Genomic DNA, 20,841 nt, shown 5'->3' on the forward strand with positions numbered 1-20,841 from the left:
GCAAGGACGACGGGCCGGCGAGTCGAGGAGGTCCGAGAAGGGCCGGCAATCGACGGGCGGGTGGAAAACGGCCACGCGGGGCGGTCACCTCGTCGAAACGGTAAAACAAACTCACAGCCGGGCGAGGCCCGGCCGCCCCGCGCCCTCCCCACACCGCTTGTCCGCAAGCGGCGAAGAGTCATGCCTTGTCATCCCGGACGACGAGCCCGAAGGGCGAGGTGATCCGGGACGCGCCTTCAGGTCTTTGACAATCGAACCCGCCGGGAGCCTCAGGTGATCCGCTTCACGCTCACCGGGTCGCTGGCGGGGAAGGTCTCCTCGATGCCTTCGTCGACCAGCGCCTCCTGGCGGCTCTCGGCCTTACGACCTTCCTCGTGGAGTTGGTCGGGCTTGCCCGTCTTGGGATCGACCCGCCGCGCCGCCGCGACGTCGTCGGGCCTGGCCTGCTGATGGTCTGTGCGGCCGTCGTGCTGGGTGGTCATGGTCTGGCTCCTTAGTTCCTGGGATGGTCTTCGTCGCCGTCGGGGCCGTAGCCCAGGTCCGCGATGTCGTCGTCGGACAGGCGTTTCGCCTCCCAGTGGGCGGCGCTCGCCTGGGCGCCGCGCACGTCCTCCATCAGGCCCGCGTAGACCAGCTCGACCTCGTCGTGGGTCTGCAGGTCGCCGCCGCCGGAATCGATCTCGGTCAGGCGGGCGCCGTCGGCGCCGTATAGCTCGTCCGCCTCCGGCTCGACGCCGGACGCCGACAGGGCGTCGTCCACCCCGCCTTCGATGTCGGTGTCGTCGAGGGCCTCCTCGTCGCCGTCGCCCTCGGCCGAGGTCACGTCGAGAACCTCCGGTATCTCCTCGAAGGTCTTGAATTCGTTGGTCGGCGCGCCGGCGCCGGAATCGTCGAAATTGTCCTCGTCGAAGACTTCCGACTGTTCCTGGTCGTCCGAATAGTCCTCGGGCCGCGGCATCTGACATCTCCCTGTCTTCGGGAGATCAACGCCCCGGCTTCAGGCGGCGTTCCCCCCGGCCACGGTCCCCCGGGCGACGGCTTCGTCCAGCGCCGCGCGAATGCGGGTGATCGCCCCGTCCCACTCGGCGAAGCTGTCGCGGCGGAAGAACCGCAGATGCGGGTAGAAGGGGTATCGGTCCGTGGCCAGATAATGCCAGTCGTCGGGCGCGGTGATCATCCAGGCCGCCCCGCCGACGGCGGCCGCCAGGTTGGTCCCGGCGATGCCCGGGCCGATCACGAGGTCCAGCGCCTTCGACAGGGCCGCGACGTCTTCCAGGTCGTCCTTCAGGTCGATCGGCGGGGTCCAGATCGACACGCCCGCGGCCTCCGCCGCCGCCAGGTCGTCCGAGACGTCGCCGCACTGCAGGTTGACCATGACCGCGCCGGGCGTGGTCAGCACCGGCCGCCAGCGCTCGAAGCTCGAGAAATAGCGCGCCCGCGATCCGGTCAGCACCAGGCTCTTCCAGTGCAGGCCGACCTTCAGGCCGGGACCGAGCTTCTCCAGCTCCGCCGTCCAGTAGGCGACCTTGTCCGCGTCGGGGACCAGATAGCCGCGACGGTCGGGGAAGGCGTCGATCGAGGGCCGGTAGATCGCCAGCAGCGAGGCCATCGGGATCCACGCGTCGACGCCGCCCTCAAGCTCTTCCACGAAGGGGACATAGCGGGTGATCCGTCCCTCCAGCTTGACCGCCCGGTGCCCGCCGACGACGGCGGTCGGGAAGGCGCGCTGGAACAGGCCGATCAGGCGCGGCTCGACGGCGACATAGACGCGGCCCTCCGGCCCCACCGCCTCGATGGCGTCGCCGATGCAGGTGCCGAACACCATCTCGTCGGCGATGCCCTGCTCGCCGACAATCAGCAGGCGTTTGCCGCGGATGTCCTCGTCCTTAGGATTCCAGCGCGGCGCGTCCACCGCCACCCGCATCGCCTCGGGCAGGTGCGGGTCGAGCCGGACCTCATAGGCCTCGAACCCTTCCGGGATCCGGCCCAGGGTCATCAGCAGCATAGCCCGCGCCATGGTCATCATGGCCCGCTCGTAAGGGCTTTCCGCGCCGGGCAGGGCGGCGTCGATGTCCTCAAGCGCTCCCGCCGCGTCGCCCAGCGGCTGGCGGGCGTTGGCGCGGTTGTAGCGCGCCTTGGCGAAGGCCGGATCGTGCCGTAGCGCCTCCTCGAAGAAGGTCAGGGCCGTGCCCATGTCGCCCTGGTCGCTCAGCACCGTGCCGAGCGTGTTCCACAGCACCGGCGACTCGGGCTCGACCCCCAGCAGGGCCCGCAGCGTCTCGACCGCGTCGCCATACCGCTTCTGGTCGCGCTGCACGCAGGCGAGGTTGTTGGTCGCCTCGACGTGGCCGGGGTCGGCGGCGAGATATTTGAGCAGCAGCTTCTCGGCGATGTCGAGATAGCCCATCTGCTGCGCCAGCCGGCCGAGGTCGTGGGCCACGTCGGTCTCGTTGGGCAGCAGCTTCAGCGCCGCCTCATAGGCCAGCAGCGCCTGGCCCAGATCGCCGGACTTCTCGCGGCAGATGGCCAGCACGTGCCAGGCCAGGCCGTTGGTCTCGTCCATCTTCAGCGCGTCGAGCGCCCGTTTGGCGCCGAGTTCAAAATCGCCCGCCCGAATGGCCATCAGCGAGGCCTTGAGCTTCTCCAGCGCCTTGCGCTGGGTCTTCACCGCCAGCTTCGGATTGGCCAGCTGGTGCGAAAGCTTGCGGATGGCCTCAGGGGAGGCGGAGTCGCCGGCGACTCCCTGGGCGGCGGGGGCGAACCCGTGAATCTGTTCGGGCGACAACTCGACGGCGGACATGCGGTGATCCTGAGGTGATTGACCGACTCTTGCCTGCGGGATCACAAGGGATGGTTAACCACGACTGTTTAGCTTGCGTTGGTTCCCGGCTTCCTAACGTCGCCGTGCGCCTGTCAGGAGACGCCCCGAATGCCGCTGAAGCTGTCGCTCAAGCCCGGCGAGAAGTTCGTGCTCAACGGAGCCGTCGTCCAGAACGGCGACCGCCGGGGCGTGCTGATCCTGCAGAACAAGGCCAGCGTGCTGCGCGAGAAGGACATCCTGCAGCCCGAGGACGTCAACAGCCCGGCGAAGCGCGTCTACTTCCCGGTGATGATGATGTACCTGGACGAGAGCGCCGCGCCCAAGGTCTATGACGAGTTCGCGTTGCGCCTGACCGAGTTCATGGGCGCGACGCGCAATCCGCAGGTGCTGGCCGACTGCGTCGCCGCCTCGCGGCACGTGATGTCGCGCGAGTATTACAAGGCGCTGATGGCCGCCCGAAAATTGGTAGATTACGAGGAAGGTCTGGCGAATGTCGCTTCAGGCGTACAAGACCGCAGCCACGCGGGCTGAGAACCCCCGCGAGATGGAGTACCGGCTGTTCGGGCAGGTGACCCGGGCGCTGATGCACGCCTCGACCGTGGACCCGGGCGACGTCGCTACGCGTATCGACGCCCTCGACTGGAACCGGCGGCTGTGGTCGACGCTGGCCACCGACTGCGCCAATCCCGACAACGCCATGGACAAGGCGCTGCGGGCCCGGATCATCTCGATCAGCCTGTTCGTCAGCAAGCACTCCTCGGCCATCATGCGCGGCGAGGACGACTTCGAGGCCCTGATCGACATCAACCGGATGATCATGCAGGGCCTGGCCGGGCCGGGATCGGCCCAGGCCGCCTAGCCCGCCCGGCGAATCAGCTCGTCGGCGAGGTCCGCGGTCAGATAGCCGTCCGCCAGCCGCCCGGTGGCCATCTGCCAGCGGCGCAGGGCCGCGCGCGTGTTGGCCCCGATCACCCCGTCGACGCCCTGGGTGTCGTAGCCCAGGGCCGTCAGGGCCCGCTGGGCGCCGATCCGTTGCTCGCGCGACAGCGGGCCGTCATTGGGCCACGAGGCGACCAGCCCCGGCCGTCCCTGGATGCCGTCCGCGGTCAGGCCGATCGCCAGGGCGTAGCTGACCGAGTTGTTGTAGCGGCGGATGACATAGTGGTTCGGCAGGGCCAGGAAGGCGGGCCCGCGCGCGCCCTGCGGCAGCAGGATCACGGCCTCCTCGCGCGCCTCGGCGGCGTTCGGCGCGCCGCCGTGGGCCAGGGTGACGCCGCGCGCCGCCCAGTGCGACCACGGATGGCGCGCGCCCTCGGCTTCCGAATAGTCGAAGCCGGAGGGAAGGACGACCTCGTAACCCCAGCCCTGACCCCGCTTCCAGCCCGCCTGCGCCAGCAGGTTGGCGGCCGAGGCGAGGGCGTCGGCGTCCGAACCCCAGATGTCGACCGCGCCGTCCTCGTTCTGGTCGACGCCGAGCCGCAGGTAGTTGTCGGGCATGAACTGGGTCTGGCCCATGGCGCCGGCCCAGCTGCCCTTCAGTCCGGCCCGCGAGCGGCGGCCGTCGACAACGATGTCGAGGGCGTCCTTCAGCTGGGCCTCGGCCCAGTCGCGGCGGCGCCCGTCCCAGGCCAGGGTGGCCAATGACCGGATCACGTCGTTGTCGCCCTGGACCTGGCCGAAGGCGGACTCCTGGGCCCAGATGGCGACGAGGATTTCGGCCGGCACGCCATAGCGCTGCACCACTGACCACGGCACCCGGTCGGTGCGCTGGCGGGCCTGGGCGATCCGCGTCGTGGTGACCGCGTTCTGGATATAGGCGCCGGCGGGGCGGCTGAATTCGGGCTGGTTGCGATCCAGCCGGATCACCGACGGATCGGGCGTCAGTCCGGTCAGTTCGCGCTCGTACTCGGCCCGGCGGGCGCCGCCGTGGCGGGCGAGGAAGCCCTGCTTCCAGCCGTCGAAACCGGCCTGGTCGACCGGCGGAGCCGCGGGGGCGATCGGCGCCGGCGCCGGGGCGGGACGGTTCGGCGCGGGAGCCGGCGTCGGCGCCGGCGCGGGCGCGAGCGGCGGCGGCTCCGGCAGCATGGGGGCGCAGGCGGCGACGGTTCCGATGAGGAGAAGGCGTAGGCTGAAGCGCATGATTCCCAAGCTAGTCTCCCCGGCGGGCGGGGCCTCATAACAAGTCCGCGAGTCGCCGGACCCATACAGCGCGCGGGTGGAGAAAGCGTTGCCGTGGCGATCCGGCCGGGCGACGTTAACCCTCAATCTCCTCGGGGCGGTAACCAGTCCGGGTGCACAAGGCGGCTGCTCTCTGAGACCGATATGGCCTGGTGGCGGAGGGGCGACGCGTCGGGCCCGCAAGCCCGAAGACCCTCCGTTCGACCCGGAGGCCAGGCCTCCATCCTTTTCGGCCGCCATGCACGCGACGCGGTCGCCCGCTGGTCGAGCCCACGACCGGTTGACGCCAGCGCTCCTCGTCTCTATACGCACCGCTCCGCCGCAGGTTCGTCCCGCGGCTTTTCTGTTTTGCTTTGCCTCAGGACGACGACCATGAAGGTCCGCAGCTCGCTCAAGTCGCTCAAGACCCGCCACCGCGACTGCAAGGTCGTGCGCCGCAAGGGTATTGTGTACGTGATCAACAAGACCGACCCGCGCTTCAAGGCGAAGCAGGGCTAGGACGCGCTCAAGCGGCCCGTCGCCGCGCGACGGGCGTTAGCGCATCAGGGATGCTTTTCCACAGGTCGCGGGCTTTGTCCGCGGCCTTTTTCGTGCCTGATGTTGAGCCGGCCGGACAGGCGTGGTTAGCGTCCGGCCTCTTTCCGTTCCCGCTTATCAGGAGTCCGCCCGTGGCCGACGACGCATCCTTCGACGCCAGCCCCGACGTCCTGACCTCGGCCGCCCAGGGGCGGCTGCGCACCGTCATCGAGCGGCTGGAGCGGCTGGAAGAGGACAAGGCCGCCGTTATGGCCGACATGAAGGAGGTCTTCGCCGAGGCCAAGGGCGAGGGCTACGACGTCAAGATCCTGCGCAAGGTCATCCGCATCCGCAAGCAGGACAAGGCCAAGCGCCAGGAAGAGGACGCCATCCTCGACCTCTACCTGTCCGCCCTCGGCGAGATCTGACACTGAAGCGAACCGGTTTCGGCGGCGGCAAGGGCGGTTCGAAAAACCCGCCCTCAAGCAGCCGTTCCGGCGACAGGGCGACCACAAAACCGCCGGCCAGTCCGTTCGACGCCGAACGCAAGGCCGCACAGCGCGCCGCCCTCAACGCCCTCAGACGCGCCCGCCGCTCGGCCGAGAAAGCGGGCGTTTCGCTGTCCGAATGGGAAGGCGAGTTCCTCGATTCCGTCTCGGAGCGGGTCAAGACCCACGGCCGCGCCTTCGGCGACCCGGAACTGGGCGCGCCGGGCCAGGCGCTGTCGTCCATGCAGGGCCGCAAGCTCAAGGAGATCGCCGCCAAGGCCCAAGGGCGCGACAAGGGCGAGCAGCCGAAGCGGCGCTGGGGGCGCAAGGCCCCCGGGCCGTCGAACGGCTGATCAGAACAGGATCTTGCGCAGCGAGATGCCGATGCTGCGGCCCTCGGGGTCCAGATAGTCGGGCTGGTAGTTCAGGGGCGTGTCGCCGGCGCTGCTGGTCACCTCGGTGCGGGTGTCGAACAGGTTGCGCACGCCGACCTGCAGGCGCGCGCCCTTCAGCCACGGATACTTCTCGACCCAACGGGCCTGGGCGCCGAGATCGACGAAAACGTTCAGGTTGACGGTGGTCTGGTCGGAGAAATTAAGGTCCGGTCCTGCGCCGCCGTCGATGCGGGTGCCGTCGCGCCAGTTGGCGTTGAGGAAGGCGCCCATGCCATTCTTGAACACGCCCGTCTGGGCCTGGATTTCGTGGCGCGGGCTGCCGCCGCGGCTGGATGTCGCCGCGCCGTCCAGCAGGTCGAGGATCGGCAGGCCGTCGGCGATCAGGATCTCATCCTGCAGCCGCCAGGTATGATAGATCGAGACCATGAAGCGGCCCTGGCCGGGCTGCATGCCGCCGCCGCGCCCGCCGCCGCCGCCCATGCGGACGACCGGTCCGCCGCCGCCGCCGCCGCCGTCCCGGCCCTCGCCGCGGGGACGGTCCCCGCCGCCTCCGGGTCCGCCCGGGCCGCCGCCGATGATCATCGGCATGCCGGGCCTCGGCTGCGCGCCGGGCGCGGGGGCCGTGGGCGTGCCGAACGCCTTGGAGAAGTTGAAGCCGGTGCGGATGTCCTCGCGCTCGGCGCGGGCGAAATTCAGCGGTCGCGCGTCGATCGAGACCAGATTGCCGGCAGGGTCGCGGGTGAAGCGGCCGGGCAGGGCGGCTTCCAGTTCGGACGTTATGGTCGGGAAGCTGTTGATCGCGTCGTCGGTCGCGTTGCGCGTCCAGGTCGAGCTGATCGTCAGATCCTCGTCCGTGAGCGGCCGCAGGGTCACGCCCGCCTTCCAGACGCGGCGGTTCTCGGCGTCGAGGTCGGGATTTCCGCCGTCGATCCGCGTGACCTGCACGGTCTCGTTGGTGCGGAAGTCGAACATCGGAACGTTGGGCGTGTCGATCACCGGATTGTTGAGCTGACTGATGCTCGGGGAACCCTCCTCCTCCGTATAGCTGGCGAGGAAGGACAGCTTTTCGATCGGGGACCAGTTGAGCGTGGCGCCGAAGATCGACAGGCCGCCGAAATCGGACAGATCCTCGAAGCCGGCGTTGATGCCGACTGAAAGGTCGCCGAGCAGGGGCAGGACCTCGGAGCGCCGGCTGGCGATGGGGAAGGTGACGTTGGTCAGGCCGCTGATGCGGTCGCGCGACTGCTTCCGCTCCGTGGTCACGCCGCCCCGGGTGCTGGTGGAATCCAGGGACAGGCTGTCGGCGCCGACCTTGAACGTGGTGGAGACGCCGCCGGCGGGCAGCTCCCAGAGGTCGCCGTTCAGCACCAGTTCGGTGTCGAGCCGCTGGGACACCGAGCGGGCGGTGTCATTCGCGGTCCGCGTGAAGTCGGCGGGGGCTAGCAGACCGAAGGGATCGGCCGCGGCGTCGCCGGCGTCGAGCCGGGCCTGGAAGGGGGCGGCGTTGTAGCCGCGTCCGGTGATCGTGTCGGTTTCGACGCGCGTGAACGCGCCGTTGAAGGACCAGCGCCAGTCCTCTCCGAGGTAGCCGTCCAGCAGGACGCCGGCCTCGCCGGTGAGCGTGTCCGTCTGGCGTCCCAGCGCGGCGGCGTCGTCCAGATAACGGTAGACCAGCACATCGTCGGCGAAGGGCGAGAACGGGTTGCCGTCCGGCAGCGTCAGGACAACGCCCGGCAGGCCGTTGAAGCTGCGGTTGCTGTCATCCTGCAGGCTCCCCCTCAGGGTGATCTGGGTCGTGCCGTTGAGATCGTGCTTGATCGAGCCGCCGACCGACGCACTTTCGGTTGCGGACATCAGGGTGCGGTAGGCTCCCAGATCGCCGGTGCGCGGATCGCCATAGGCGGCGGCGAAATCGCTCAGCGTGAAACCGGTGGTCGGAACCGGGGCCACGGTGGCGGTCTCGCCGACCTGACCGGACAGCGCCGGATCGATCTCGGCCCCGAAAGGAATCCCGGAGATGTTGCCGGTCAGGTCGAACGGGGCCGAGCCCGGGTCGCGGACCAGGTCGCGTTCGCTCTCGAACAGCGGCGTGGCCCGGTCGTATTCCAGTTCCATGGACCAGCGCTGGCCGCCGGAAATGCGCAGGACGTTGGCGTCGAGCCCGGTGACCGTCCGGCCGCCCTCGGTGGGCGTGCGGCCTTCAACCTGGGTGGTGATGGACCGGAAGTTCGCCTTCAGAACGAAGTTCACCACCCGCTGGTCGGCGCGGTAGCCGTATTCGAGCGCGACCTCCTCGGGGAGAATGTCGACCCGTTCGATGGCCTCGGGCGGGAGGCTCTGGATCTCCCGGAAGCCCGAGATGCGCCGCCCGTTGACCAGCGTCACCGGCTGGCCGCCGGACCCGCGCGAACTGCGGGTGACCGGCTCCAGATAGGTCAGCAGTTCGGCGATGCTGGAGGCGCCGTAGGCCTGGATCTCCTCGGCGCTGAGGGTCAGGTCCGGCGGGATGTCGCTGTCGACGCTGCCGCGCGGCCTCTGGCCGGTGACGTTCACCGTGCCGAGATCGGTGGCGCCCCGGGCGTCCTCCGCCGTCGCCCTCGGAACGGGATCCTCCTCCTGTGGCGCCGCTTCCGGCTCCGGCGTCTGCCGGGCCGGCGGTTGCTGCGGAGACGGCGGGGCGGCCGGCGTCGGCGCGGTCTGGATCGCGCCGGCCATCAGGCCGGACAGGGCGGTGGTCACGAGCAGCATACGGCGGCGTTCCGGGAGGGAGGGACAACGGCGTTGAACGTGCCGCGCCGGTATTTCCGTCGTGTTTCAACAACGAAACCGGGAGTTGCGGACGCGTTCGTGTCGCACGTCCGCGCCGTTGGCGCTGAGTGAAGTTTCGTTCAGGTTGCGGGCTTTCCGGAGGCGTTGCCGGGAAGGCTCAGCCGGCGTCCTTGAGCGCGCCCTCGAGACCCTGCTCGCGGACCTTGCGGTACAGGGTCGAGCGGCCGATGCCGAGACGGCGGGCGATCTCCGACATATGGCCGGCGTAGACCTCTATGGCGTGCTGGATCAGGTCGCGCTCGATCTCCTCCAGCGTGCGCAGATGGCCGCGCTCGTCGAGTATGCGGATCGGCGTATCGGGCAGGGGGGGCAGGTCGACGCCGTCGCTCACCGGTGCGGCGGCCGCTTCGCCGTCACCGTGCTCCATGGGCAGGAAAGGCGCGGCGAGGCCGGAGATGGCCGGGAAGTCGTGCGGCTGCAGGAAGGGTGAGTCGGACAGCACGATGGCCCGGTAGATGGCGTTCTCCAGCTGGCGGACGTTGCCCGGCCAGTCGAAAGCCGTCAGCAGGGCGAGGGTCTCGCCCGCACAGCCGGCGACGCGCTTGCCTTCCTCGACGTTGAAACGCGCGATGAAGTGGTCGACCAGGACCGGGATGTCCTCGCGCCGGTCGCGCAGGGCCGGCGCCTCGATCGGAAAGACATTGAGACGGTAGAACAGATCCTCGCGGAAGCGGCCGTCGCGAACCTGTTCGGCCAGGTCGCGGTTGGTGGCCGAGACGATGCGCACGTCGACGCGAACCGACCGCTTGGACCCGACCGGATCGATCTCGCCCTCCTGCAGCGCCCGCAGCAGCTTGACCTGCATGTCCAACGGCAGCTCGCCGATCTCGTCGAGGAACAGGGTGCCGCCGTTAGCCTCGGCGAACTTGCCCAGATGCTTGTCGCTGGCCCCGGTGAAGCTCCCCTTCTCGTGGCCGAACAGGATCGACTCGACGAGGTTGACCGGCAGGGCGCCGCAGTTGACCGCCACGAACGGCTTGCCGCCGCGGTCCGAAGCGCCGTGCAGGGCGCGGGCGATGACTTCCTTGCCGACGCCGCTTTCGCCGGTGATCAGCACCGGGATGCCCGATTTCGCGGCGCGCAGGCCCAGCGAGCGAACCATGCGCATCGGGGCGCTCTGGCCGACCAGATCGTCGAACGAGGTGCGGCCCGAGACGTGCTTCTTCAGCCGCCCCACCTCGGCGGTCAGCTGGGTCATCTGCAGGGCGTTGCGGACGCCGACCAGCAGGCGTTCGGCCGAGACCGGCTTGACGAAGAAGTCCTGGGCCCCGGCCTGCATGGCCTTGACCACCGCGTCGACCCCGCCCGAGGCGGTCAGCACGATCACCGGCGTGGCGACGCCGGCGGTGCGGATCTCGGCCAGGGCCTCCATGCCGCTCATGCCGGGCATGACCATGTCCAGCAGCACGACGTCGGCGCCGCCGCCCTTGGTCAGGCGGTCGATGGCCTCGCCGCCGGATTCGGCGTGGACCACGGCATAGCCCTCGCGTTCCAGCACCGCCTGCGCCAGGCGGCGCTGGGTCGGATCGTCGTCGACCACGAGTACGGTCCTGGCCATCGCGGGTCACCCTTCATCATCACGTCTGCGGCCGGTCCTCGTTGCGGCGGGACTGGCTCATTCCGGGACGTTTCTACCCCGCACAAGGTGAAGATCGGGTTGTGCGGGGTGGTGAGCGAGGGGTTAAGGAGGTCAGAAGCGCGGGGTGAGCCGGCCGTGCTCCTCATCGCTGTCGACTTCTGTCGGAGGGGCGTCGGGCGGGCAGGCCTCATCGACGTCCGGGCTGGCGAGTTCCCCATCGCCGAGTGCGAGGGCGGGCCACGGGGAGGGACCAACCTTGAGGCGGTCGGTCTTCAACGCCACTCGTGGATCGAGCGCCCGACGGCAGGCCCGGAACTCGTAGTCGGCCGCCAGACGCCAGCCGCCCTCCGTCTGTTCAAAGATCGAGGCGCCCGATCTCCGCGCCAACAGAATTTCGCTCGTACCATCGCCGTTCAGGTCGCGGCGGGTCGCCACGCAGTCGCCGGCGGCGCGGCAGGAAAGGGTGGGGCCGGTCCGGTTCGCCAGCGCAAGGAAGTCGGCGGGGAGCGCCGCGCTGGCCGGCCATGGCTCGATCACCGGCGCAGGCCGCTCCCCCGCGACCCGCACGTCGTGCCGGTCCCGTTCGGCTTGCATGGCTTTCGCCAGCCGCGCGGTCTCGGGATTCGCTGATCGGGCCAATTGCGCGAGCGCCGCCTGACCCGCCTTGCCGCTTTCGAACCGCAGAAACCGATAGTCGAACCTGTCCGGCGTCACCGCGCCGCGCTCCAGCCGCGCCGTCTGGTCGGCGACCGACAGCCGGGCCGGATCGAGCAGCGGGCTGGACAGGGCGAGGATCAGGACCAGCGCGAGGGCGGCGGCCCCGATCGTCGTGCGCTCCAGCGGCCGCATCCAGTCGCCCTTGCCCCAGAACGGGCTCAGTGCGGCCCAGCCGTAGCCGATCGCAAAGGCGGCCCCGACGACGGCGCAGGCGGCGGCGATGACGCGGTCCGGCGTCAGCCCGTGCTGGCCGATGCGCAGCGCCAGCCCCCAGAAAGCGACGACGATCAGTGGCGTGATCAGCACCGCGGCGACCCTTACGGCGACGCGCAGCACCACCGGCGGCCGGTTGTCCGGACGGCCGTCCTGATAGGCGGCGTTGATCAGCACGATGAGGGCGGCGGTGGCGGACAGCACCAGCGAGGTGGCGCTGCCGGTCTCCCACAGGCCCTGGAGCCCGGTGAAGGGCAGGGCGATCACGAAGCCGGCGACGATCACCGTCATCACCAGCAGCAGCCACGACAGCAGCATCAGCGCGACCGTGCGGACTCCCCGGATCAGACCGTCGCGCACGTCGGTAAGATGCACCGCGATCGCGAACACCACGAAGGTGACGGGGATGTAGAACCAGTCCTTGCGGAGCAGGTCCTCGAGGAAGTCCAGGCCGATGATCCGGAACAGCGCGGCCCCGAGATGCAGCAGGGCCCAGAACGCCCCGGTGAAGCCGATCGACAGGGCCAACTGCACCAGCGACTTGGTGGCGGTATCGAAATAGGCCGGGAAGCTGGCGATGCGCCGCCGCTCCATGTCGGCGGGCGCGATCAGATGATGGGCGATGAACAGGGCGGCGGCCGAGAACAGGATTACAGGCCCCGACAGGAAGGGCGGATGTTGCAGGGTGTCGGCGCTCTGGCGCGCGATGTCGTGCAGGCCCAGCAGGGCGAGGACGCCCCCGGCGACAACGGCCCAGCCGCCCAGCGTTGTCACTCGCAGCCGGCCGACGCCGGCCAGCAGCATGACCGGCAGGAAGCCGAGGACCAGCAACAGGGGGCCGAACAGCAGCGGCTGGGTCGCGGGCCAGGCCACGACGCCGTCCGAAGCGCGGTGCAGCCACAGCAGGCCGAGGCCCTGTAGCAGCCCAATCGCCAGCCGCACCGGACCCAGCCAGGGCGCGCCGTCGCCGCCCAGGCTGTCCCGTCCGGTGGCTTCTATGGCGTCGGTCATTCGGTTCCCCTCCGTATGCCGGGCAACCTGCACCACATTGGCCCTGCGCGTCTCGAGGATTTCTGGTGCAGGCGCCGTGCAGGGGCGTGCGCCCGCTTGAGTTCCCGCCGGTTCCGTGTATAGAGCGCGCCTTCTCCGTCGCAGCTTCGGCCGCGGCGGTCCTGTCCGAGAACTTCGGGGCGTGGGGGCCACCCATGCCGTAAATGCCAGAGAGCCCTCTGGCGCCGTGGGGAGATGGGGATGCAGACGATCACCGTCACCCGGTTTCCGGGGGCACGGGGTTTGAGCTTCCTTCGGACAATACGACCGGCCTCAACGTCTCGCAGCGATGCGCGGCGCTTTGGCCAATCCGTCGTCGGGAATAAGCCCGACGGCGAATACCAGACTGGAGACCGCAATGGACCGCGCACAAAAAGCCGAGTCGATCGAAACGCTGAAGGGCGTTTTCGCCGACGCGGGCGCCGTGGTCGTGACCCACAACCTGGGTCTGACCGTTGCGGACATGGAAGACCTGCGTGGACGTCTTCGTAAAGAAGGCGGCACGTTCAAGGTGGTCAAGAACCGCCTGGCGCTCAAGGCGCTCGAAGCCGACGAAGGCAGCGAATACCACGGCCTGTTCAAGGGTCCCGTGGGCATCGCCTATGCCGACGACGCGGTGACGGCCGCCAAGATCACCGCTGAATACGCCAAGGCCAACGACAAGTTCGTCGTCCTGGGCGGCTTCATGGGTGAGAAGGTTCTGGACGCGAAGGGCGTGGAGGTTCTCTCCAAACTGCCGTCGCTGGATCAGATCCGCGCCTCGCTGCTCGGCCTGCTCAACGCTCCCGCGACCAAGATCGCCGGCGTCGTGCAAGCCCCGGCGGCCCAACTGGCCCGGGTGTTCAACGCCTACGCCACGAAGGACGCCGCGTAAGCGGACCCGCCTCTTTCATCTCTGCAAACTCTCTACTGAAACCCAATCCTCCGAAGGAAACATCCCATGGCCGATCTCGCCAAAATCGTTGAAGACCTTTCGAAACTGACCGTTCTGGAAGCCGCCGAACTGTCCAAGCTGCTGGAAGAAAAGTGGGGCGTCAGCGCCGCTGCTCCGGTCGCCATGGCCATGCCCGCCGGCGGCGGCGCCGCCCCGGCCGAAGCTGCTGAAGAGCAGACCGAGTTCACCGTCGTCCTGCTGGACGGCGGCGACAAGAAGATCAACGTCATCAAGGAAGTCCGCGGCGTCCGTTCGGACCTCGGTCTGAAGGAAGCCAAGGACCTGGTCGAAGGCGCTCCGCAGAACGTCGTCGAGAACGTCTCCAAGCAGAACGCCGACGAAGTCGCCAAGAAGCTGACGGAAGCCGGCGCCAAGGTGCAGATCAAGTAAGAACGGACCGTCTTTCGGGACAGTTCTGGAACGGGCCGGGGAGCGATCTCCGGCCCGTTTTCCGTGCGTGGGGCATGGACAGCCGCCGCCGGTTGTGGCCCCCTGCGTCGACAGCGGGAGGGCTGCCATGAAGCTGAACATCGTCGCCGCTACGCTTGTGGCGAGCCTGAGCCTGGCCGCTTGCGATCAGATCGCCACCGGCCGGGATCTGCCGCCGCCGCCCGGACCGCCGGCGCCGCCGTCGCCGGACCTGCCGATGACCGCGGCCAAGGCCCGGCTGATCATGGGCAATCTCTCGAACTCCTGCCGCGAACTGGCCACGCTCAAATACGACATGCACGCCTGCGAGCTGAAGCAGGGCAATCCGGCCAGCGAAGAGGCGCTGCGCACGGAACTGCGCGATCTGCGCTGGAACCTCGACAAGCTGACGGCCGACGAGGCCTCGGCCCAGTGCGCCGCTCAGACCAACGCCCTGCGGGAAACCCCGAAACCGCGGGCCTGCTGGTAGGCGCTCCTACCGCCGCCGCGGCGTGAAGATGTCGCCTAGCCGGTCGGGCGTTCCCTCGACCCGCTCGAGACGCGGGTAACGCAGGCCGCCGTGGTAGTCGAAGCTGAGCGTACGGAACTCGTCGCCCCGCTTGACCACCAGTACGATGGGAGCGGACCCGCCCTTCGCCGCGGTCACCGCCTCGCGGAGCGCTTCGGCCGAGGCCGTGCGGTCGCCGACAGCCACCAGGTCCCAACCGGCGCCGAGGCCCTGCTGGTAGGCGAGGCCGCCCCAGCGCACGCCGGTGATCCGGTTGCCCGAGCCCAGGGTGAAGCCCAGCGAATACTGGAAGTCGTTGGCCCAGCCGTCCTGCACCCGCTTCTCGACCGGGGTCAGGCTGTCGACATAGGTCAGGCGGTAGCCGCCGCGGGCAAGGCCGTCGAGCGGCGCGCGGGCGTCCGGCCCGACGGCGTCCAGCCGGCTGCGCAGGAAGGTCGTCCAGTCGTGCGGATGGACCGCGTTCAGGGTCTCGACCACGTCCTCGAACGTATACGGCCGCGCCTCCCAGACGCCGTCCTCGACGCCGTAGAAGGCCCTGGCGAAATCATCCAGGGATTTGCGGTTGTTGGTCGCCTCGCGGATCAGGGTGTCGGCGTCGAGCCAGATCAGCAGGGCCTCGCGGTAGTAGTCGCCGGTCCCCCGCATCCATGACGGCCACGGATTGGTGGTGCGGTAGCCCAGCAGGTTGTGGTTGGTGGTGTCCTGCAACGCCCGCCACCGGCGGCCGGGCTGGTTCTCGTAAAAGGCCGCGACGTCGGCGATGACCGCGAGCTGCTCCTCCTTCGACGCGAGGCCCGAGCGGGCGGTCAGCACCTCGCCCCAGTACTCCGTCTGGCCCTCATAGACCCACATCAGGGAGTTCTGGGTCGGGACGTTGAGGTTGGGCACATACTCGTCCGACGGCCGCCGGAACTTGCCGTTCCAGCTGTGGGTGTACTCGTGCGGCAGCAGGGCGAGGGTGCCGAAACTCTTCTCCATGCCTTCGGTGAAAAAGCCGGGGGGCGCCGAGTTCTCGGACGAGCGGTGGTGTTCCAGCCCGATGCCGCCCATTCGGTCCGTCAGGGCCAGCAGGAAGTCATAGCGATCAAAATGCCGGGCTCCGTAGAGATAGTCGGCCTGATCCACCAGGGCGCGGAACTTGCCGATCTGCTCATCGCTGGCGGCGAGGTTGGCGGCGGCGTCGGCGACGATGTTCAGGAACACCGGCGAGCGGCCGCCGGGATCGAGATCGACGCGTTTGAAGTGGGCGCCGGCGAACATCGGGCTGTCGGCGAGATGCTCCAGCGAGATGGGGGCGAAGGTGATGACGTCGCCTTCGCGGCCCGTCGCCTCCAGCGCCGAGCCCTGCTGCCAGCCGGCCGGCAGTTTGACCGACGGCGCGAAGGTGATGCGGCTGTGGGCGTAGCCGGCGGGATAGAGCAGCGCCTTCTCCCATTGCAGATTGACCATCTCGGGGGTCATGACCACGCGCCAGACGGTGTTGCTCGGCTGGGTCAGCCATTCGAAGGCCACCTCGATCGAACTCACGCCGGCCGGGATGTCGAGGTGGAAGGCGTGCGGGTCGACCGTGTCGCGCACCCATTCGATGCGCCGGCCGTTCCCGGTGACCGTAACCCCGGAGACCAGCTGGATCGGCCCGGTGTCGGCGTGGTTGCCGGGGATGAATTTCGGATACTGCAGGACCAGATGGCCGGCGCTGACAGGCACCGTCTGGCGCACCCGGATCACCTGGTGGTCGAGGTCGGTCAGGTCGGCCTGGATAGCGATGACGCCGGGATAGTCGCGATCCTGCGGCGCCGGGATCGGCGGCAGGGGACGCGGCAGACTGGTCGGCGCGGGCAGGGGCGTCTGGGCCTGTGAGGCGGGTGTCTGCGCCAGCACCGGGGCGGCGGCGGCGGAGGCGAGGAGCAGGGCGAGGGCGGCGGATTTCAGCATGGGTCTTTCCTCGCGATCAGCGGCGGCGGGGGGCGAGGATATCGCCCAGACGGTCCGGCGCGCCCTCGATCCGTTCGAGGTGCGGGTAGCGCAGGCCGTCGTGGTAGCCGAAACGGACGGTGCGGAAGCGGTCGCCGTTCTTCAGCATCATCTCGATGGGCCTGGTGTTGCCCTTCGACGCCGTGATGGCGTCGGAGATCGCGGCCGGGTTGGCGGCCCGGCCGTTGACCGCCACCACCTCCCAGCCGGACGTCAGCCCCGCCTCGAACGCCGGCGAGCCCCAGCGCACCGATGAGATGCGGTTGGCGTCATTGGTCATGATCCCCAGCGAATACTGGAAGTCGTTGCGGCCCAGCTCCTTGTAGAGCGCCTTGTGGTAGTCGTTCATGGTCTCGCGCCAGACCAGCCGGTAGCCGCCGCGCTCGATGCCGGCCAGCGGCGGGGCCGCGTCGGGACCGACCGCGTCCAGCCGCGTGCGCAGGAACCCGGCCCAGTCGTCGGCCTGCACCCCGTTCAGGGTCGAGGTGATGTCGTCGAAGGTGTAGGGCCGCGGGTCCCAGTTCCCGTCGTCGATGCCGAAGAAGGCCCTGGCGAAATCGTCAAGCGACTTGCGGCCGTTGGTCCGCTCGCGGATCCAGGTGTCCGCGTCCAGCCAGATCAGGGCGCCTTCGGAATAGTAGTCCTCGCTGCGCTGGTAGCTGGTCCACGGCTGCGGACGGCGCTGGGCGATGATGGGATCGTTGGTGGTGTCCTGCAGGGCGCGCCACTGGCGGCCCGGCATGGTTCCGTAGTTGGCGGCGGTCATGGCGAACCAGTCCAGCGCCTGCTGCTTGCTCGACAGACCCGCCCGCGCGGTCAGCACCTGGCCCCAGTACTGGGTCTGGCCCTCGTAGACCCAGAGCAGCGAGTTCTGCAGCGGCTCGTTCAGGGTCGGGGTCAGCTGGTCGGCCGGCCGCCGCCACTTGCCGTTCCAGGAGTGAGTGTATTCGTGACCCAGCAGGTCGCGATCGGCCACGGTGCTGGTCCGGTCGGTGAAATAGTCGGTGTCGACGCTGTTCTCGGACGAGCGGTGGTGCTCCAGGCCGATGCCGCCCAGCTTGTCGCTGACCGCCAGCAGGAAGTCGTAGTGGTTGAAGTGGCGCGCGCCGAACAGGCGGTCGGCCTGATCGACCAGGTTGCGGTGCAGTTCGATGTGCTCGTCGGTGGCCGCCAGCATGGCCGCGCTGTCGGCGACCACGTTCAGCCGCACCGGCGACCGGCCGCCCGGATCGAGGTCGATCTGGCGATAGTGCCGGCCCGCGAACACCGGGCTGTCGGCGAAATGCTCGAGCGTGATCGGGGCGAAGGCGGCCACGCCGTTCTGGAAGCTCTCGGTGTCCAGCGCGGTGCCGTACTGCCACCCGGCCGGAAGGCGCAGCGTCGGGCGTACGGTGATCTGGCTGGAGCGGTAGCCCGCCGGATAGAGCAGGGCTTTTTCCCACTGGATGTTGAGCATGTCGTCGGTGATGACCACCCGTCCCTGGGCGCCGTCGATCGGGGTCAGCCACTTGAACGATACCTCGACGGCGGATGCGCCCGCCGGAACCTCCACCTGGAAGGCGTTGGTGTTGACCGTGTTGCGCACCCAGCGCAGCGGCTGGCCATTGGCGGTGATGCGCAGGTCGGCGAGGTCGTCGACCGGCCCGACCGGGCCGTGGTTGCCGGGGATCCACTGCGGATACAGCAGGATCAGCGGCCCCGGGGCGGCCACCGGGATGGTCTGTTTCACCGAGACGATGCGACGGTCCAAGTCGGTGGCGTCCATGTCCAGCGAGATCGTCCCGGCATAGGGCGCGTCCCGGGGGGCGGGGATTGGCGCCAGCGCCCGGTCCAGCGCCGGCGTCCCGACCTGGGCCAGCGCCGGAACGGAGCCGAACAGCAGCGCCGCGGCGCAGGCGGAAACAAGCAAGCGGGCGGGACGCATCATGGAGGCTCTCGGTCAGTGAGGTTCGGCCGCAAGCTAGAGCGCCGCGCCGGCTCGCCGGATTAAATCCCTGTCATGTTGGCGGTTCCCCCCGGGCCCGGCCGGACGATCCGCCCCGAAGCGCCTCCCTGTGCTGGAGTTGGAGTCGGCGTCTGTCCCGCCCCTGTCCCTCGTTGTCCTGCTGTTGTCCCGGCGACGGCGACAAAACGGGCGGGGACAAACCGCTCAGCCCGCCGGCTTCACTTCCAGCAGTTCGACCGTGAACAGCAGGGTCGAGTTGGGGGGCAGTTCGTCGCCGCCCACCCAGCGCTCGCCGTAACCGAGCGAGGCGGGGATGACGAACTCGAACTTTTCGCCCTCGCGCATCAGGCCGACGCCCTCGGTCCAGCCCTTGATGACCCGGTTGAGGGGGAACTCGGCGGGCTCGTTGCGGGCCCAGGAGCTGTCGAACTCGCGTCCGTCGACGAAGGTCCCGCGGTAGTGGACCTTGACCGTGTCGGTCGAGGCGGGCTGGCGACCGGACGGGTTGGCCGGGCCGACGCGGCGGTACTGCAGGCCGGATGCGGTGGTGGTCCAGCCGCTCCGGGCGGCGTTCCAGGTCAGATAGGCGGCGTTGCCGGCGTCCCAGCTGGCCTGGGTCGACGATCCGGAGAAGTCATACGGGTTCGGCCCGGCCGTGGCGCAGGCGGAAAGGGTCAGGGCGGCGGCGGCCGCGAGCGCTGTGCGAGTCATGCGGCGACGCTATTTTCCCTGCTGTTGCAAAGCAATGGGTCGGCGGACCCGGCGCCGGGACCGTCGTAGCCCGTCCGGCTCCGAAAAAGGATGCCAACGGTCTTTATTTCGCCGTCAAAGCGAGTATATCAGCGCGTTCCGCTAACTCCGAGAGAGATACGCGCGAAAGCGCCGAGGCCCGGTTTGTCGCCCTCCGACCGGTGCGAAGGCGCGCTCCTCCCCAAGGGAGCCCTACATTTCAGGCGTCCTGGCTGATTCAGCCGAGGGTGGACGCCGAAACCGATGGTCACGGGTCGCCGGATTGGCGGAGCCGTGGCTGCTGCATTGAGCGCGGGCTGCCCGGCCCGGCGCGATTGGGAAGACAGAATGGCCAAGTCCACCGCCGAAGTCGCCGTCGCCAACGGCCAGTTCGCACACGCCACGACCTTCACCGGCAAGAAGCGCATCCGCCACTCGTTCGGCCGGATCCCCGAAGCGGTGCAGATGCCGAACCTGATCGAGGTTCAGCGCGCCTCCTACGAGCAGTTCCTGCAGCGCGAGGTCCGCTCGGGCCCGCGCAAGGACCAGGGCATCGAGGCGGTGTTCAAGTCGGTCTTCCCGATCAAGGACTTCAACGAGCGCGCCATCCTGGAATACGTTTCGTACGAGTTCGAGGACCCCAAGTACGACGTCGAGGAATGCATCCAGCGCGACATGACGTATGCCGCGCCGCTGAAGGTCAAGCTGCGCCTGATCGTCTTTGAATCGGACGAGGAGACCGGCGCGCGCTCGGTCAAGGACATCAAGGAGCAGGACGTCTACATGGGCGACATCCCGCTCATGACCGACAAGGGCACCTTCATCGTCAACGGGACCGAGCGGGTCATCGTCTCGCAGATGCACCGCTCGCCGGGCGTCTTCTTCGACCACGACAAGGGCAAGACGCACAGCTCGGGCAAGCTGCTGTTCGCCGCCCGGGTGATCCCGTACCGCGGTTCGTGGCTCGATTTCGAGTTCGACGCCAAGGACATCGTCTACGTCCGCATCGACCGCCGCCGCAAACTGCCGGCCACGACCTTCCTCATGGGTCTGGGCATGGACGGCGAGGAAATCCTCAAGACCTTCTACGAGACCGTGCCCTACGAGAAGCGCGGCGAAGGCTGGGTCACGCCCTACAAGCCGGAACGCTGGCGCGGGGTGAAGCCCGAGTTCGACCTGGTCGACGCCGACACCGGTGAAGTGGTCGCCGCCGCCGGTGCCAAGATCAGCGCCCGTCAGGCCAAGAAGCTGGGCGACACCGTCAAGGCCCTGTCGCTGGCCGCCGACGCCCTGCTGACCAAGTACCTGGCCGCCGACGCCGTCAACTACGAGACGGGCGAGATTTACGCCGAGGCCGGCGACGAGTTGGACCAGCCGACGATCGAACTGCTGGAGAGCCACGGCTTCACCACCATCGACGTGCTGGACATCGACCACGTCACGGTCGGCGCCTACATGCGCAACACCCTGCGCATCGACAAGAACACCGGCCGCGAGGACGCGCTGTTCGACGTCTACCGCGTCATGCGCCCGGGC

The 20,841-nt window shown here is 68.9% G+C and carries 17 protein-coding genes, 1 tRNA gene and 1 pseudogene; 9 read left to right on the forward strand and 10 right to left on the reverse strand.

Annotated features, from left to right (window positions below):
• Positions 1 to 269 precede the first annotated feature (269 nt).
• Genes VEB62_RS02825 through VEB62_RS02835 form a run of 3 tightly spaced genes read right to left on the reverse strand, consistent with a single transcriptional unit; the run spans position 270 to position 2,800 of the window.
• Entirely contained in the window at positions 270 to 482 is a 213-nt protein-coding gene (locus tag VEB62_RS02825) for a hypothetical protein (protein ID WP_324795173.1), read from the reverse strand.
• An 11-nt stretch (positions 483 to 493) separates the two neighbouring features.
• Positions 494 to 958 carry a hypothetical protein gene (locus tag VEB62_RS02830; protein WP_324795174.1) on the reverse strand — a complete coding sequence of 155 codons (465 nt, stop codon included), beginning with the start codon at positions 956 to 958 and terminating at the stop codon, positions 494 to 496.
• Positions 959 to 997: 39 nt separating this feature from the next.
• Entirely contained in the window at positions 998 to 2,800 is a 1,803-nt protein-coding gene (locus VEB62_RS02835; RefSeq protein ID WP_324795176.1) for a tetratricopeptide repeat protein, read from the reverse strand.
• Positions 2,801 to 2,929: 129 nt separating this feature from the next.
• Here VEB62_RS02835 and flbT point away from each other — a divergent pair, with 129 nt between their 5' ends.
• Positions 2,930 to 3,352 carry a flagellar biosynthesis repressor FlbT gene (gene flbT, locus VEB62_RS02840; protein ID WP_324795178.1) on the forward strand — a complete coding sequence of 141 codons (423 nt, stop codon included), beginning with the start codon at positions 2,930 to 2,932 and terminating at the stop codon, positions 3,350 to 3,352.
• On the forward strand, positions 3,312 to 3,680 hold the full coding sequence (flaF, locus tag VEB62_RS02845) for a flagellar biosynthesis regulator FlaF (RefSeq protein ID WP_324795180.1): 369 nt from the start codon (positions 3,312 to 3,314) through the stop codon (positions 3,678 to 3,680). The genes flbT and flaF overlap by 41 nt, the downstream gene beginning before the upstream one ends.
• Here flaF and VEB62_RS02850 read toward each other — a convergent pair.
• Positions 3,677 to 4,960, reverse strand: a complete 1,284-nt coding sequence (locus VEB62_RS02850; protein ID WP_324795182.1) for a lytic murein transglycosylase — start codon at positions 4,958 to 4,960, stop codon at positions 3,677 to 3,679. The two genes, flaF and VEB62_RS02850, sit on opposite strands and share 4 nt — an antisense overlap.
• A gap of 185 nt (positions 4,961 to 5,145) precedes the next feature.
• On the opposite strand from VEB62_RS02850, the gene VEB62_RS02855 reads away from it, so the two are divergent.
• From VEB62_RS02855 to gapR, 3 genes are all read left to right on the forward strand, one after another.
• Positions 5,146 to 5,222 (forward strand) — tRNA-Ala (locus tag VEB62_RS02855).
• Positions 5,223 to 5,371: 149 nt separating this feature from the next.
• Positions 5,372 to 5,497, forward strand: coding sequence for a type B 50S ribosomal protein L36 (ykgO, locus tag VEB62_RS02860; RefSeq protein WP_201102684.1), 126 nt, complete (start codon positions 5,372 to 5,374; stop codon positions 5,495 to 5,497).
• Between the two features lie 170 nt (positions 5,498 to 5,667).
• The gene (gene gapR / locus VEB62_RS02865) at positions 5,668 to 5,943 is read left to right on the forward strand and encodes a nucleoid-associated protein GapR (protein ID WP_324795188.1); all 276 of its coding nucleotides are present in this window, start codon (positions 5,668 to 5,670) and stop codon (positions 5,941 to 5,943) included.
• A gap of 413 nt (positions 5,944 to 6,356) precedes the next feature.
• Here gapR and VEB62_RS02875 read toward each other — a convergent pair whose 3' ends face one another.
• The 3 genes from VEB62_RS02875 to VEB62_RS02885 form a co-directional block, all read right to left on the reverse strand.
• A complete protein-coding gene (locus VEB62_RS02875; RefSeq protein ID WP_324795190.1) occupies positions 6,357 to 9,146 on the reverse strand; it encodes a TonB-dependent receptor plug domain-containing protein in 2,790 nt (929 codons plus the stop codon).
• Between the two features lie 178 nt (positions 9,147 to 9,324).
• A complete protein-coding gene (locus tag VEB62_RS02880; RefSeq protein ID WP_324795192.1) occupies positions 9,325 to 10,785 on the reverse strand; it encodes a sigma-54-dependent transcriptional regulator in 1,461 nt (486 codons plus the stop codon).
• Between the two features lie 132 nt (positions 10,786 to 10,917).
• Positions 10,918 to 12,747 carry a DUF4153 domain-containing protein gene (locus VEB62_RS02885; RefSeq protein WP_324795193.1) on the reverse strand — a complete coding sequence of 610 codons (1,830 nt, stop codon included), beginning with the start codon at positions 12,745 to 12,747 and terminating at the stop codon, positions 10,918 to 10,920.
• Between the two features lie 397 nt (positions 12,748 to 13,144).
• Between VEB62_RS02885 and rplJ the strand changes: the two genes are divergently transcribed.
• The 3 genes from rplJ to VEB62_RS02900 all read left to right on the forward strand — a co-directional run bounded on the left by rplJ (position 13,145) and on the right by VEB62_RS02900 (position 14,618).
• The gene (gene rplJ / locus VEB62_RS02890; protein ID WP_324795204.1) at positions 13,145 to 13,660 is read left to right on the forward strand and encodes a 50S ribosomal protein L10; all 516 of its coding nucleotides are present in this window, start codon (positions 13,145 to 13,147) and stop codon (positions 13,658 to 13,660) included.
• Positions 13,661 to 13,726: 66 nt separating this feature from the next.
• Positions 13,727 to 14,110: a 50S ribosomal protein L7/L12 gene (gene rplL, locus VEB62_RS02895; protein ID WP_300467827.1), complete on the forward strand. Its 384-nt coding sequence runs from the start codon at positions 13,727 to 13,729 to the stop codon at positions 14,108 to 14,110.
• Positions 14,111 to 14,237: 127 nt separating this feature from the next.
• A complete protein-coding gene (locus VEB62_RS02900; RefSeq protein WP_324795197.1) occupies positions 14,238 to 14,618 on the forward strand; it encodes a hypothetical protein in 381 nt (126 codons plus the stop codon).
• A 6-nt stretch (positions 14,619 to 14,624) separates the two neighbouring features.
• Here VEB62_RS02900 and VEB62_RS02905 read toward each other — a convergent pair whose 3' ends face one another.
• The 3 genes from VEB62_RS02905 to VEB62_RS02915 all read right to left on the reverse strand — a co-directional run bounded on the left by VEB62_RS02905 (position 14,625) and on the right by VEB62_RS02915 (position 19,287).
• On the reverse strand, positions 14,625 to 16,592 hold the full coding sequence (locus VEB62_RS02905) for a M61 family metallopeptidase (RefSeq protein ID WP_324795199.1): 1,968 nt from the start codon (positions 16,590 to 16,592) through the stop codon (positions 14,625 to 14,627).
• Between the two features lie 16 nt (positions 16,593 to 16,608).
• Entirely contained in the window at positions 16,609 to 18,555 is a 1,947-nt protein-coding gene (locus VEB62_RS02910; protein ID WP_414641975.1) for a M61 family metallopeptidase, read from the reverse strand.
• 225 nt (positions 18,556 to 18,780) lie between these two features.
• On the reverse strand, positions 18,781 to 19,287 hold the full coding sequence (locus VEB62_RS02915; RefSeq protein WP_324795202.1) for an FKBP-type peptidyl-prolyl cis-trans isomerase: 507 nt from the start codon (positions 19,285 to 19,287) through the stop codon (positions 18,781 to 18,783).
• A gap of 366 nt (positions 19,288 to 19,653) precedes the next feature.
• Here VEB62_RS02915 and VEB62_RS02920 point away from each other — a divergent pair.
• Positions 19,654 to 20,841, forward strand: a pseudogene (locus VEB62_RS02920) (DNA-directed RNA polymerase subunit beta); the annotation flags it as partial.

Source organism: Brevundimonas sp. (assembly GCF_035626975.1).
Lineage (GTDB): Bacteria > Pseudomonadota > Alphaproteobacteria > Caulobacterales > Caulobacteraceae > Brevundimonas.